Annotated in this window: 24 protein-coding genes; 8 read left to right on the plus strand and 16 right to left on the minus strand. The window is 23.8% G+C overall.

Features of this window, described 5'->3' with window-relative positions:
* Positions 1 to 25: 25 nt before the first annotated feature.
* Positions 26 to 847, minus strand: a complete 822-nt coding sequence (locus AACL02_RS09515; protein WP_339041153.1) for an IS1595 family transposase — start codon at positions 845 to 847, stop codon at positions 26 to 28.
* On the opposite strand from AACL02_RS09515, the gene AACL02_RS09520 reads away from it, so the two are divergent.
* From AACL02_RS09520 to AACL02_RS09535, 4 genes are read left to right on the plus strand one after another with little or no spacing between them, the layout of a single operon-like run.
* Positions 793 to 954, plus strand: coding sequence for a hypothetical protein (locus tag AACL02_RS09520; RefSeq protein ID WP_339041156.1), 162 nt, complete (start codon positions 793 to 795; stop codon positions 952 to 954). The genes AACL02_RS09515 and AACL02_RS09520 overlap by 55 nt on opposite strands.
* Complete coding sequence (locus AACL02_RS09525) at positions 912 to 1,817, plus strand: hypothetical protein (RefSeq protein WP_339041158.1); 906 nt, start codon at positions 912 to 914, stop codon at positions 1,815 to 1,817. Before AACL02_RS09520 ends, AACL02_RS09525 begins: the two co-directional genes overlap by 43 nt.
* 2 nt (positions 1,818 to 1,819) lie before the next feature.
* Positions 1,820 to 2,104 (plus strand): hypothetical protein, encoded by a 285-nt coding sequence (locus AACL02_RS09530; RefSeq protein WP_339041056.1) that lies wholly within the window; start codon positions 1,820 to 1,822, stop codon positions 2,102 to 2,104.
* Positions 2,073 to 2,393, plus strand: a complete 321-nt coding sequence (locus AACL02_RS09535) for a hypothetical protein (protein WP_339041160.1) — start codon at positions 2,073 to 2,075, stop codon at positions 2,391 to 2,393. The genes AACL02_RS09530 and AACL02_RS09535 overlap by 32 nt, the downstream gene beginning before the upstream one ends.
* Here AACL02_RS09535 and AACL02_RS09540 read toward each other — a convergent pair.
* Together AACL02_RS09540 and AACL02_RS09545 are read right to left on the minus strand one after the other, a co-directional pair.
* The gene (locus tag AACL02_RS09540) at positions 2,379 to 3,434 is read right to left on the minus strand and encodes an IS1595 family transposase (RefSeq protein ID WP_339041162.1); all 1,056 of its coding nucleotides are present in this window, start codon (positions 3,432 to 3,434) and stop codon (positions 2,379 to 2,381) included. The two genes, AACL02_RS09535 and AACL02_RS09540, sit on opposite strands and share 15 nt — an antisense overlap.
* 6 nt (positions 3,435 to 3,440) lie before the next feature.
* Entirely contained in the window at positions 3,441 to 3,719 is a 279-nt protein-coding gene (locus tag AACL02_RS09545) for a hypothetical protein (protein WP_339040486.1), read from the minus strand.
* Between AACL02_RS09545 and AACL02_RS09550 the strand changes: the two genes are divergently transcribed.
* Both AACL02_RS09550 and AACL02_RS09555 read left to right on the plus strand, forming a co-directional pair.
* Positions 3,665 to 3,907: a hypothetical protein gene (locus AACL02_RS09550; RefSeq protein WP_339041164.1), complete on the plus strand. Its 243-nt coding sequence runs from the start codon at positions 3,665 to 3,667 to the stop codon at positions 3,905 to 3,907. The genes AACL02_RS09545 and AACL02_RS09550 overlap by 55 nt on opposite strands.
* 29 nt (positions 3,908 to 3,936) lie before the next feature.
* A protein-coding gene (locus AACL02_RS09555; protein WP_339041166.1) for an IS3 family transposase occupies positions 3,937 to 5,057 on the plus strand; the annotation gives its coding sequence in 2 pieces (ribosomal slippage) (positions 3,937 to 4,180 and positions 4,180 to 5,057; 1,122 coding nt in all).
* Here AACL02_RS09555 and AACL02_RS09560 read toward each other — a convergent pair.
* From AACL02_RS09560 to AACL02_RS09610, 11 genes are all read right to left on the minus strand, one after another.
* Positions 5,013 to 5,336 carry a hypothetical protein gene (locus tag AACL02_RS09560; protein WP_339041168.1) on the minus strand — a complete coding sequence of 108 codons (324 nt, stop codon included), beginning with the start codon at positions 5,334 to 5,336 and terminating at the stop codon, positions 5,013 to 5,015. The two genes, AACL02_RS09555 and AACL02_RS09560, sit on opposite strands and share 45 nt — an antisense overlap.
* A 60-nt stretch (positions 5,337 to 5,396) precedes the next feature.
* Entirely contained in the window at positions 5,397 to 6,467 is a 1,071-nt protein-coding gene (locus AACL02_RS09565) for a hypothetical protein (RefSeq protein ID WP_339041170.1), read from the minus strand.
* A gap of 132 nt (positions 6,468 to 6,599) precedes the next feature.
* The gene (locus AACL02_RS09570; RefSeq protein WP_339041172.1) at positions 6,600 to 6,791 is read right to left on the minus strand and encodes a hypothetical protein; all 192 of its coding nucleotides are present in this window, start codon (positions 6,789 to 6,791) and stop codon (positions 6,600 to 6,602) included.
* Positions 6,791 to 6,919: a hypothetical protein gene (locus tag AACL02_RS09575; protein ID WP_339041174.1), complete on the minus strand. Its 129-nt coding sequence runs from the start codon at positions 6,917 to 6,919 to the stop codon at positions 6,791 to 6,793. Before AACL02_RS09575 ends, AACL02_RS09570 begins: the two co-directional genes overlap by 1 nt.
* The gene (locus AACL02_RS09580; protein ID WP_339041177.1) at positions 6,919 to 7,407 is read right to left on the minus strand and encodes a hypothetical protein; all 489 of its coding nucleotides are present in this window, start codon (positions 7,405 to 7,407) and stop codon (positions 6,919 to 6,921) included. Before AACL02_RS09580 ends, AACL02_RS09575 begins: the two co-directional genes overlap by 1 nt.
* On the minus strand, positions 7,400 to 8,122 hold the full coding sequence (locus AACL02_RS09585) for an ERF family protein (protein ID WP_339041179.1): 723 nt from the start codon (positions 8,120 to 8,122) through the stop codon (positions 7,400 to 7,402). The genes AACL02_RS09580 and AACL02_RS09585 overlap by 8 nt, the downstream gene beginning before the upstream one ends.
* A 14-nt stretch (positions 8,123 to 8,136) precedes the next feature.
* On the minus strand, positions 8,137 to 8,307 hold the full coding sequence (locus tag AACL02_RS09590; protein ID WP_338977476.1) for a hypothetical protein: 171 nt from the start codon (positions 8,305 to 8,307) through the stop codon (positions 8,137 to 8,139).
* A gap of 128 nt (positions 8,308 to 8,435) precedes the next feature.
* Complete coding sequence (locus AACL02_RS09595; RefSeq protein WP_339041181.1) at positions 8,436 to 8,618, minus strand: hypothetical protein; 183 nt, start codon at positions 8,616 to 8,618, stop codon at positions 8,436 to 8,438.
* Between the two features lie 246 nt (positions 8,619 to 8,864).
* Positions 8,865 to 9,353 (minus strand): hypothetical protein, encoded by a 489-nt coding sequence (locus AACL02_RS09600; protein WP_339041183.1) that lies wholly within the window; start codon positions 9,351 to 9,353, stop codon positions 8,865 to 8,867.
* A gap of 340 nt (positions 9,354 to 9,693) precedes the next feature.
* Positions 9,694 to 10,098, minus strand: a complete 405-nt coding sequence (locus tag AACL02_RS09605) for a hypothetical protein (RefSeq protein ID WP_339041185.1) — start codon at positions 10,096 to 10,098, stop codon at positions 9,694 to 9,696.
* Positions 10,070 to 10,984, minus strand: a complete 915-nt coding sequence (locus AACL02_RS09610) for an AAA family ATPase (protein WP_339041187.1) — start codon at positions 10,982 to 10,984, stop codon at positions 10,070 to 10,072. The genes AACL02_RS09605 and AACL02_RS09610 overlap by 29 nt, the downstream gene beginning before the upstream one ends.
* Positions 10,985 to 11,058: 74 nt before the next feature.
* Between AACL02_RS09610 and AACL02_RS09615 the strand changes: the two genes are divergently transcribed.
* On the plus strand, positions 11,059 to 11,880 hold the full coding sequence (locus AACL02_RS09615) for an IS1595 family transposase (protein WP_339040600.1): 822 nt from the start codon (positions 11,059 to 11,061) through the stop codon (positions 11,878 to 11,880).
* A 40-nt stretch (positions 11,881 to 11,920) separates the two neighbouring features.
* On the opposite strand, the gene AACL02_RS09620 is transcribed toward AACL02_RS09615, so the two are convergent.
* The gene (locus AACL02_RS09620; protein WP_339041189.1) at positions 11,921 to 12,307 is read right to left on the minus strand and encodes a hypothetical protein; all 387 of its coding nucleotides are present in this window, start codon (positions 12,305 to 12,307) and stop codon (positions 11,921 to 11,923) included.
* A 21-nt stretch (positions 12,308 to 12,328) separates the two neighbouring features.
* The gene (locus AACL02_RS09625) at positions 12,329 to 12,517 is read right to left on the minus strand and encodes a hypothetical protein (RefSeq protein ID WP_339041191.1); all 189 of its coding nucleotides are present in this window, start codon (positions 12,515 to 12,517) and stop codon (positions 12,329 to 12,331) included.
* Here AACL02_RS09625 and AACL02_RS09630 point away from each other — a divergent pair.
* Positions 12,463 to 13,284, plus strand: a complete 822-nt coding sequence (locus tag AACL02_RS09630) for an IS1595 family transposase (protein WP_281747836.1) — start codon at positions 12,463 to 12,465, stop codon at positions 13,282 to 13,284. The genes AACL02_RS09625 and AACL02_RS09630 overlap by 55 nt on opposite strands.
* Positions 13,285 to 13,343: the final 59 nt, after the last annotated feature.

A 13,343-nucleotide genomic window follows, 5' to 3' on the forward strand; every position in this document is an offset into this window, starting at 1 on the left:
TATCTACGGACTTCTCCCCACATTTTTAAATCAAACATAGAATTACAGTTTCAAAACTAGGTATCTTGTTGAATTTATATGCAGCTTCTTTAGCATATAAATGAACATGATGTTTTGCAACTTTGATATGTGTTTTAAATGTTCTTCTTATATGTTTTCAAACTGATTCAATTTGGTTGGTATTTACACCAATTTTTGAAACATAGCCATCTTGATGGTTAACTGTTTCATGCTTAGTGAAAACTGATTTAAAATCGCAATATCCTTTTCAAGAATCAGTATATACAAGACATTTTGAAGAAATGTGGTTTTTTGCAAACTGCAAAAGATTTTTACTCTTTGCGTTTTTCAATACTTTCACAATTAAATTATTGGTTGTTTTTTGATAAATGCCAACAATCAAGGTTTTATTAACCAAGGATCTTCCTTGTTTTTTAAAACCCATATGTGAAAGATACATTTCATCAATTTGCACTGTACCTTCAACAATAAATTGAGGTTTTTGTTTTGCAATACGTGTTCTGATTTTATGAGTCATTCTTCAAGCAGTTTTCAAAGTCACTCCCAATTCTTTTGCAATATCTGTTGATGGAATTCCGTGTTTGGTGTTTATTCATCTAAAGATAAGATAAAACCAAGATGTTAAAGATGTTTGTGACCTTGAAAATATGGTGCCTGTGAGAATGCTAAATGTTTGATTACATTTTAAACATCTCATTCTTTTTAAATCAGAAGTATTCAAATTAAAATTAAAACACCTAATACATTTGTTTTCTTTCAAATTTGCTATATATGCAAGACATTGCTGTTCAGTTTGAAAAGCATTGTTGAATTCATTCATTTTCATTATTCCCTCCACAAGTACATGTGGGGAGAAGTCCGATTATTTATTTATACAAGAATGTATTTTTTTGCAAGGTATTAAAGATTATTGTATTGCTAAATCACAAGTAATTCCTATTAATATGTTAGAAATGACAGAAGATACAGCAAAAGCAGCATTTTATCAAATTGGAGATAAAATGAATGAATTATTAGGAAATATAACTGAAACTGAAATTGGTACAAATGTAAGTGATTTTATTGGTGCATTAGGATTTACTCCAATGTTACAATTAACAAAAGCATATTTAAGATTAAATTATGGTCAAATTGCAGCAGATACTGTAGCAAGTGGTCAATTATATAAACAATCAGTATTTGGTATGTTTTTATATAAACATATGTTTTTAAATAAAGATATGGTTAAAGATACTAAAACTGGTTTACATTTAGAAAAAACATTTGATTTAAAAAAAGTATTAGGAGTTTTTGTACATAGAAATGCATTTGCACAACCTAATAGTTTTCAAAAAATTGTTAATTTAATTGATAATAATACATTAAATCAAAAAACATTAGGTAAAGCACTTTATGGTATAACAACAGCAATTCGTGGTTGATTATCATTTATTATTATAGAAAAAATGCCAACTGCTGATGAAATTAAAGAAGCACAAAAACGTTGTTGAACTAATTGAATTAAATTAACTCCAGCAGAAAGAGAAAAATCACCAGTAACATTTAAAATTGCTGATTTTGATGATTTTAGAATTAGTTTAAATGATTTAATTTATTTTAAAAATTTAGGAAAAATAACTATGACAGGAATAACTCCTACTAATGATGAATTAGAAACTGCAATAATAAATGCTGGTAATCGTGGTTATGAAAAAGGTAAAGCAACATTTAGTAATATTACATCAACAAGTGCTACTATGACTGGTAATGATAAAGATTATATTGAAGAAATAGAATTAAAATTTTCTAAAAAATAATTATGGAATATATTTATAAATATTTTGATGAAAAAGCACATATTACTATTTATTCACCAAAGCCAGAAGATTTAACTACAAGTAATGATATTAGAGCAATTTTATTAGATGAATATCCTAAATTAAGAAATGATTATTTTATAGTAAGTGATGTACATGATAGTTATGCAATATGTGTTGGAGATAATATACATTGTGAAGGTAAAGTAATAATTAAAATAGAAAAACAAACTAATGTAGAAGGAGTTAATAAAAATGCCAAATGACACCATTGTACAATCAAATAATTATACTTTATTAAAAATAATTCGTTCTTCAATTAGTCCATTATCAGCAATGATAGGTATAATTGCTTATTATGGTCAAGTAATGAACAATTCACTATTAGGTTCAATTAATAGTTTATTATTTGGTAAAAAATTAGGTTTAGATATATGAAATTTAAATCAAAGACCAACAACTAAAAGTAAATTAATTAAGGCTTTTCTCCCTTTATGTACTATTTTAATTTTATCACATAAATGCTGAGAAAAGCCTATCTACGGACTTCTCCCCACATTTTTAAATCAAACATAGAATTACAGTTTCAAAACTAGGTATCTTGTTGAATTTATATGCAGCTTCTTTAGCATATAAATGAACATGATGTTTTGCAACTTTGATATGTGTTTTAAATGTTCTTCTTATATGTTTTCAAACTGATTCAATTTGGTTGGTATTTACACCAATTTTTGAAACATAGCCATCTTGATGGTTAACTGTTTCATGCTTAGTGAAAACTGATTTAAAATCGCAATATCCTTTTCAAGAATCAGTATATACAAGACATTTTGAAGAAATGTGGTTTTTTGCAAACTGCAAAAGATTTTTACTCTTTGCGTTTTTCAATACTTTCACAATTAAATTATTGGTTGTTTTTTGATAAATGCCAATAATCAAGGTTTTATTCACCAAGGATCTTCCTTGTTTTTTAAAACCCATATGTGAAAGATACATTTCATCAATTTGCACTGTACCTTCAACAATAAATTGAGGTTTTTGTTTTGCAATACGTGTTCTGATTTTATGAGTCATTCTTCAAGCAGTTTTCAAAGTCACTCCCAATTCTTTTGCAATATCTGTTGATGGAATTCCATGTTTGGTGTTTATTCATCTAAAGATAAGATAAAACCAAGATGTTAAAGATGTTTGTGACCTTGAAAATATGGTGCCTGTGAGAATGCTAAATGTTTGATTACATTTTAAACATCTCATTCTTTTTAAATCAGAAGTATTCAAATTAAAACTAAAACACCTAATACATTTGTTTTCTTTCAAATTTGCTATATATGCAAGACATTGCTGTTCAGTTTGAAAAGCATTGTTGAATTCATTCAGTTTCATTATTCCCTCCACAAGTACATGTGGGGAGAAGTCCGTTAAATTATTGGTTGTTTTTTGATAAATGCCAACAATCAAGGTTTTATTCACCAAGGATCTTCCTTGTTTTTTAAAACCCATATGTGAAAGATACATTTCATCAATTTGCACTGTACCTTCAACAATAAATTGAGGTTTTTGTTTTGCAATACGTGTTCTGATTTTATGAGTCATTCTTCAAGCAGTTTTCAAAGTCACTCCCAATTATTTTGCAATATCTGTTGATGGAATTCCATGTTTGGTGTTTATTCATCTAAAGATAAGATAAAACCAAGATGTTAAAGATGTTTGTGACCTTGAAAATATGGTGCCTGTGAGAATGCTAAATGTTTGATTACATTTTAAACATCTCATTCTTTTTAAATCAGAAGTATTCAAATTAAAATTAAAACACCTAATACATTTGTTTTCTTTCAAATTTGCTATATATGCAAGACATTGCTGTTCAGTTTGAAAAGCATTGTTGAATTCATTCAGTTTCATTATTCCCTCCACAAGTACATGTGGGGAGAAGTCCGAATTTTAATTATAAACTTGTTATATTACTTGTAGAAAAATTAGGTTTATTATCAATTGGTAAATGTTGTTCATGATTAATAGATTTTGTAAACTCATCAGTTCATTTAGTTACATTTGGATGGGTTACACTTTATTGGACACTAATTACGTAGACAAGTGAACAAAGAAAGGAACTATAATTATGGCCAATATTAACTCATATACCGATGAATTTAAAAAACAAATAGTAGCTTTATATCAAAGTGGCAAATCAGTATCTTGCCTTGCTAAAGAATATAATTTTACAAGAGCAGCTACTTACAATTGAATTAAGCAATTTACTAATTCAGGTAGTTTTAAAACTAAAGATAATCGTTCTGTTGAAGAAAATGAATTAATTAAATTAAGAAAAGAATTAAAACAATTAAGAATGGAAAATGATATTTTAAAGCAAGCAGCACTAATAATAGGCAGAAAATAGAAATTATTGTCAAAAATAAAGTTAAATATAAAATTCGCACAATGTGTCATTTTTTAAAAATCTCTAAATCAACATATTATTTTAATTTAAAGAAAAAAGAAAATAAAATCAAAAATAATATTTATGATGAAGCTGTTATTAGTGCTTTTAAAGAAAATAAAGAAGTTTATGGTACTAGAAGATTAAAAGTCATTCTAGAAAACCAAGAAATTTATTTATCAAGACGAAAAATTAAAGAAATTATGAATAAACATAATTTAATATCAAAATACACTAAATTATCATACAAAAATCATAATAACAAAGTTAACGATAGTCCAATAAACAATCTTGTTGATAGAAACTTTAATAATAGAGTTAAAAATGAAGTTATTGTTAGTGATTTAACTTATGTTCAAGTAAATGGTAAGTGAAACTATATTTGTTTATTAATTGACCTATTTAACCGCGAAATAATTGGACATAGTGTAGGTACTAAAAAAGATGCATCATTAGTATATCAAGCATTTATGCACTCAAATCGCTGTTTAAAAGATATTCAAATATTTCATAGTGATCGCGGTAATGAATTTAATAATAAAATTATTGATAAACTTTTACTAGCATTCAATATTAATCGCTCTTTAAGCAAAAAAGGTTGTCCTTATGATAACGCTGTTGCTGAAGCAACCTTTAAAACTTTCAAAACCGAATTTATTAATGATAAAAATTTTACATCATTAATCCAATTAAAATTAGAATTATTTGATTACATCAATTGATATAACAACATAAGAATTCACAGCACTTTAAACTACTTAACTCCAGTTAATTATCAAAAACAAATGTCTACCAAAAAATAGTCCTAAAAAAGGTTGCCATTCCATTCTAACTTTTGTATTTTCATCTAAAACTTTTATAGCAGTTATATTTCCTTCAATTTTATCAATTTCTGGTTTTAAATCACAAAACTTTTCATGTCAATATTTATTTATTGCTTCTCTTTTTCCTCTAGTACAATCTCTATCTATTTTATCTAATAGAGGAGAAATCAATAAAAAAATCCTAATTCCAGTTTGCAATAAAAGTATTGTAACAGTATCTATTGATGTATTTTCTAAATGGTTTAATACTTCAGTCATAAAATTTCTTTCAGAAAAATTTCTAATTCTGTTTAATCTTTGATTAATTTGATTTCTGATTTATATATATAAGTCAGTTTCACCATATTCATTATAGATTCTATTAAGGAACAATGCTAGGTGTGTTTGAGAAGATTGACCTCATCTTATTAATAATTGATAATTATTGTTGCTATTTAATCCAATTGAAAAATAATTTCTATTAATAATTAATTCCCTATTTATGATATTTTCTCACTCTCTAAATCTTAATGCTTCAGCTGTCATTAAAATAACTCTACCTAATGATAACGCTAAACTTCCTAAAGGACGTTCTGTATCAACATTTATATCAATCGTTAATCTTAAAAAAGCATTATAAATATTAGTTCAATAAATATTAGTATCTTCACTTGGCAACAGATGTCTATAAGCATTACCAATATGATTTAACATTATAGAATTTATATTAGGTATCGTTGTTAATTGTGGATTGTATCGACCAGAAGGAGTTCCTAAATTAGGATTAAAATAATAATAAGTTTCAATATTTGATGTATGTGAACCAGTATCATGATGATTTATTATAAAACCTTGAATATATAAAGCATCTGCACTTAAAACTAATTCTAATTCTATTGAATTGCTTTGTCCATTTTGTTCTTGTATAATTCGGACTGGAAGTCGAAAATAACCATAATTTGTTTCGGGATTTAAAATATATAATTGATTATCAGTTGCAGGAAGATTTAATAATATATTGTTTTGAGCTAATTCATTAATTATAGCTTGAAAACTTGTTCGATATTGTTCAGGATTATTTAATCTAATAATTAATCTTTCACTTAATTGAAAAATTGCTCTACTTGGTCTTGGATGTGGTGTCACTTGCTTTTTAATTCTTCTACTTTTTTGATGACGGTATTTGTGATGTTCATTATGTGTAGTTAAATTACTATTTCATAATGGTAAATTTAATAAAGTTAATTCTTGATTTTCTAATAATGATATATTAGTAGTATTTTTGCTAGCTCAATCTTTAATATTTTGATTATCAATTGACTTAGCATATATACCTTCACTTTTAGAATTAAAAAGTGGTGCAGATAATACTCATAATTTAAATCAATAACTTGGATTAAAATATTTCATAATTTTATACCTCTTTATTTTAAAAATAAAAACCCATTTACTTTAAAATAAAGTAATGAGTTAAAAACTTATATTAAAAACTTATATTAAATTTATGAGTTTATTCTACACCATTATTTTATTTATACTTGTTTAAACTTTTTTATAATATTCTTTAATTTCTTTTACTTTATTATTAAATTGTTTTTTATGAAAATAACACATATTAAAAAATTGAATTACACTATCTTCTATATTTAAAGTTTTTAAAGTAACTAATACTTTACTATTACAATCTTTAACAATACATTTTAATAATACTTTTTCTTGTTTTTGTTTTTGCATTAATCATCTTCCTTTTTACAATTACATAAATTAATTGATATATTTAATTGTTTTAATTTTTTTAAATTTTTTGATGATTCAATAATTGCATTTTTTGTAAAAATATCCATTTCAAATTCTATTTTCATTATTTATTTTCCTTATTTAAATAATATCAACCAATTAATAAACTATCTGCTTCATCATGATTTGATATTTTTATATTTCATTCATATTTTTCATTTAAATAAAAACATATATCTTCACTTATTTTTTTATTTCAATTTTTTAAAGAAATATTAATAATATTATTATCTATATATCATTTCTTTCATGAAGAAGGACTTATTAACATATTTTTTGTTAATAATTTATTAAATTGTCCAGCAATAAAACCACGTAAATGCTCTTGTGTTTCATAACCAATACCATTTTTTGAATGAAAAGTACCACGTTCCATTAATAAATCATATTTATTCATATCTATTAAATAACTTATTTGTAATTGTATTTTTTCTCAATCATAATTATAATCTTTAAAACTATAACTATTTATTCATATTGGTTTTTTATTTTCTCATAATGTAAAACCTGTATTTTTAATACTTGGGTCTACTGAAAGTAAATAATTATTCATAATTTCTATACTCATTTTTATTATTATTTTTTAAATTTTTAAATCTTTCACGAATTTCTTTAAATTTATCAAATAATACTTTTAAATAATTTTCACCCATTAATATTAAAAAATCTTTATTATTATTTGGATTTAATCTTTCCATATTTTCTCTTATACATTCATCAAATAAAACTGTATTTGTAATCATATATTTTTCAAAATAATCTAATTGTTTTTCACTTGGTTCTCATTTTTCATTAGATGCTTTTATATTATTAACGTAATTATTTTGTGGTTTATTATTTTGAATTAAATTTATATTATCATTATCTGGGTCAAGTTCATCTTCACTTAATAATAATAAATTCATTAAAAAATATCTATAAGCATAAGTTTCTGCACTACCTTTTGCTTTTGCAATATCAGTATTTTTAGCACAAGCAAGTATATCAAAATATTTAATTTCTTTATCATTATCTAAATCAATAATTGTATATCTTTTAAAATAAGTTATTTCTACTTCTTTAGTATCTAAATAATTTATTTTTCTATCAGTTGTTAATATATCTTCATGTGTAATAACAATATTTAATTCTTTACATAATAATTTAAATTTATTAAAAATATCACTTAATAATCAATATTTATAATTTCCAAATTTATTAAAACCATTTTTAGGTGTACTACCAATTTCTAATTGTAATTTAAGTATTTTTTTATATAAATTATTCATTATAATCACTCTTTCTATTTTTTATTTTTTTTAATTGCATTTTTAATTAAATTTCTTACAAATTCAGATACAGTTATATCTTTTTCTTTACAAAAATCTTTTAAGTTTTGAAATTCTAATTCTCTAAATCTAATTATTAATATTTTATTTAATAATTCTTTTTTAGATATATTTTTAGGTGACATTATTATTCACTACTTTCTTTTTTAAAAGCATTTTTAATACTTTCACCATATATACCATTTTCAATATCTTGAAAAAATTGTTGTAAATTATTTGTTATTTCTTGAAAACTTTTATTTTTCATTATTTATTACACTCCTTTAAAATTTTCTAATTGTAATTCATTAATATAATATTCATATAAGTAATCTCAATTATTTGATGTTAAATACATATCTTCTTCAATCATGTCATTAATACATTTATTACAATAATAATTATTATCTATTTCACTAATTCAAATATATTTTTCATTATGAATATTACATTTCATTTTTTTCACCTATTAATTTATAAAAACATTTATTACAAGTTCTATTTCCATATGATGAATTTTTATGACAAATATCACATGAACCTTTAATTCTATATTCTCTACATTCCATAATTATTTATCCCTTTCTATAATTTTTAATATTTCTTGTATTTCAATATATTTTTGATTTTTTAATAATTTTTCATTACATATTTTTTTTATTAATTCTATTTTTTCAACATTTAATAACATATTTAATTTCCTTTAATACTTTAAATAAAATATTTTTTCATTATGAGTTTCTATATTTTTCATTGGTGTAACAATATAATTTATTGCTAAATCATTATCATTATATGGATTATTTATTTTAAAACTTTTCATATCTTGTTCTCATGTAATGTTATATTTAAAACATTCTTGATTTTTATCATTTTTAAAAATATAATAACCATTATATTCTTCATAAAATTCACAAGATATTAATTCATTTTCATTTGTATTAATATTTGGAATATTTTTAATATATTTTAAAATATCACTACCTTTAACACTTTCAATATCTTTTGTTATTGATTTTTTACCTAATTTATAATAAAAATCTTCAATTATTTTTAATGCTATTTTTTTATTTTTTTCATCAATAATAGTATCTTTAATAGGAAATCATGTTTCATATTCACCAATTTCTAATAACATACCTTTAGTTGTTTCTTTAATTTTATTTTTAATATCTAAATTAACATTAATCATTACGTATCCTTTCTATGTATAAGCCTTATCACCTACAGTGATAAAAGGCTTATATACTACTAACTACTTATCTACTCTACGTAAGGCTTATGCTACTGTAAGTAGCAAAGCCTTGGAGGGTAGGGGTTCTAGGGGAAGGGAACCAAAAAATATCAAGTTGTAAAAGAGCATGACAAAAATTACTATTGGTTAATTCCAGCACAATAGCCTAAATAATTTTTATTTAGTTATGGAATAATTAATTACTTTAATAAAGTGCTGGTTTAATAAAATAATTAATTATAATTGTTTAACAATTAAAAAATGAGAGTATTATCTCTCATTTAAGTTTTTATTAAATCTAACCATTAACTTGATACGCCCTTCTAATATTAAATACAAAAAAACATTTAATTTTGTCAAAAGAAATTTCATGTTTTTTATCAATATTATGTTGAAAACAAATAAAGCTATCAGTAAATTTTTTTGATAAATCATTAATAATGTCTTCATGAAAATGTTTTTGAATTTTAAATTCAATGAATAAAAATTCATTTCTTTTATTATAAGTGATAGCATCAATTGACTTAATACCACGTGAATGACTACAACATAAAAGTTTAAGATTATCACCATCAATTGCATATTCTTCAGAATCTGAAGAATATGTTTTAGAAGCAGTACTATAAGATAACAAACGAAATGTTTTTTTATTTTTTTTATAAATAAATATTAAATTATTTTTTAATGTCTCATTTAAATTCATATTCGTCTAACTCCCTATATGGATAACTTAAAGCTTCATTAATGTGATCTAAACTATTCTCTTCAATTATACAAGAATCAAAATTTTTATCTTTATTAATAAAATTATATTTAAAATTTAAGTTTTTAAAGTCACGACTTGCTAGTGAAGTTATTGTTTCAAGAATATATCGACTATGTGTTGAAATAATTAATTTTAAATTAATTATTTTAGAAATATTTAATAATAGTTTAGTAAATAAATATTGTCATTCTGGATGAATATAGGCTTCGGGTTCATCAATAATTACTAAGTTACCTTCTTTAAAAAAGTCACTTTTAACCATTTCTTTAAATGATTCAATAATTTTTAATCCACGTGAGGAGTTAGCAAGTTTAATGGTAATACCATTTTTAGTTAAACTACCATTTTCAAAGTTAATTTTATTTTCATTACCAAAATAGTTTTCAAGTTCTTGATTAATTTTTTGTTTAATTAATACTAATTTCAAATTACTATACTGTTCAATATTTTTTTGAATATTAATTTTATTTTTAAAATCATCTAAGTAGTGACACTTTTTAAATTTGAAAATGTTATTTAATGATAATTTTAATTTTTCACTCTCTAAAATATATGATGATTGTTTTTTACTAAGACTTTCTTCAATCATTAAATTTAAAATTTGGTCAGTATCACTAATATAAGTAGCATCAATTATTGGATTTTCAATAATATTTTCTAAATAATTAAACTCATGTTCTAAAGAAAATTTATTATTTTCATTAATATTGATCGTTAAAGTTTTGTTATTGTCTAAACTAAGTTTTAAATAACTATCTTTATTATTATATTTTTTATTTCTTAAGTTTTCACCATGAAAGTTTTCACGAAGAATATTAGCCATTAAATATGAAATGATATCAGTATCTTTATTATTAAATAACGGACTTCTCCCCACATGTACTTGTGGAGGGAATAATGAAACTTAATGAATTCAAAAATGCTTTTCAAACTGAACAGCAATGTCTTGCATATATAGCAAATTTGAAAGAAAACAAATGTATTAGGTGTTTTAGTTTTAATTTGAATACTTCTGATTTAAAAAGAATGAGATGTTTAAAATGTAATCAAACATTTAGCATTCTCACAGGCACCATATTTTCAAGGTCACAAACATCTTTAACATCTTGGTTTTATCTTATCTTTAGATGAATAAACACCAAACATGGAATTCCATCAACAGATATTGCAAAAGAATTGGGAGTGACTTTGAAAACTGCTTGAAGAATGACTCATAAAATCAGAACACGTATTGCAAAACAAAAACCTCAATTTATTGTTGAAGGTACAGTGCAAATTGATGAAATGTATCTTTCACATATGGGTTTTAAAAAACAAGGAAGATCCTTGGTGAATAAAACCTTGATTGTTGGCATTTATCAAAAAACAACCAATAATTTAATTGTGAAAGTATTGAAAAACGCAAAGAGTAAAAATCTTTTGCAGTTTGCAAAAAACCACATTTCTTCAAAATGTCTTGTATATACTGATTCTTGAAAAGGATATTGCGATTTTAAATCAGTTTTCACTAAGCATGAAACAGTTAACCATCAAGATGGCTATGTTTCAAAAATTGGTGTAAATACCAACCAAATTGAATCAGTTTGAAAACATATAAGAAGAACATTTAAAACACATATCAAAGTTGCAAAACATCATGTTCATTTATATGCTAAAGAAGCTGCATATAAATTCAACAAGATACCTAGTTTTGAAACTGTAATTCTATGTTTGATTTAAAAATGTGGGGAGAAGTCCGTAGATAGGCTTTTCTCAGCATTTATGTGATAAAATTAAAATAGTACATAAAGGGAGAAAAGCCATTTGTTATTCATTTTTGCATAAATGTTTTATTATTTAGATTAATATTATTATAAATAGATTCAATTTCTTTAAATAAAGTACTTTCTTTTTCACTACTATTAAAATTTGTTTCAAGAAAATTACTACCAGTATTTTCAATTTGTGTAAAAGTATCTTCAGCAAAGTTAAAAAAATTCTTAATTATTTCTGACTTAATATCACTAGTAGCAATTTTCACCATTGCAAAAACTAACCTACTTAAGTAACTTTTACCAGTATCATTAACACCAGCAATAATAGTAATATCACCAATATTTAAAGAATTATCATTAAAAGGACCAATATTTTTTATTTTTAATTTCATTTATATCACCTATATATCATTTTAAACTATATAAATATAATAACATTTAACATTATTGAAATGTAGAAAAATAATAATAGTAAAAAAATAATATATTATTGTTAGTATTGAAATATTAATCGGACTTCTCCCCACATGTACTTGTGGAGGGAATAATGAAACTGAATGAATTCAACAATGCTTTTCAAACTGAACAGCAATGTCTTGCATATATAGCAAATTTGAAAGAAAACAAATGTATTAGGTGTTTTAATTTTAATTTGAATACTTCTGATTTAAAAAGAATGAGATGTTTAAAATGTAATCAAACATTTAGCATTCTCACAGGCACCATATTTTCAAGGTCACAAACATCTTTAACATCTTGGTTTTATCTTATCTTTAGATGAATAAACACCAAACATGGAATTCCATCAACAGATATTGCAAAAGAATTGGGAGTGACTTTGAAAACTGCTTGAAGAATGACTCATAAAATCAGAACACGTATTGCAAAACAAAAACCTCAATTTATTGTTGAAGGTACAGTGCAAATTGATGAAATGTATCTTTCACATATGGGTTTTAAAAAACAAGGAAGATCCTTGGTGAATAAAACCTTGATTGTTGGCATTTATCAAAAAACAACCAATAATTTAATTGTGAAAGTATTGAAAAACGCAAAGAGTAAAAATCTTTTGCAGTTTGCAAAAAACCACATTTCTTCAAAATGTCTTGTATATACTGATTCTTGAAAAGGATATTGCGATTTTAAATCAGTTTTCACTAAGCATGAAACAGTTAACCATCAAGATGGCTATGTTTCAAAAATTGGTGTAAATACCAACCAAATTGAATCAGTTTGAAAACATATAAGAAGAACATTTAAAACACATATCAAAGTTGCAAAACATCATGTTCATTTATATGCTAAAGAAGCTGCATATAAATTCAACAAGATACCTAGTTTTGAAACTGTAATTCTATGTTTGATTTAAAAATGTGGGGAGAAGTCCGTAGATAGGCTTTTCTCAGCATTTATGTGATAAAATTAAAA

The organism is Spiroplasma endosymbiont of Apeira syringaria (assembly GCF_964020205.1).
Taxonomy (GTDB): Bacteria; Bacillota_I; Bacilli_A; order Mycoplasmatales; family VBWQ01; genus Spiroplasma_E; species Spiroplasma_E ixodetis_A.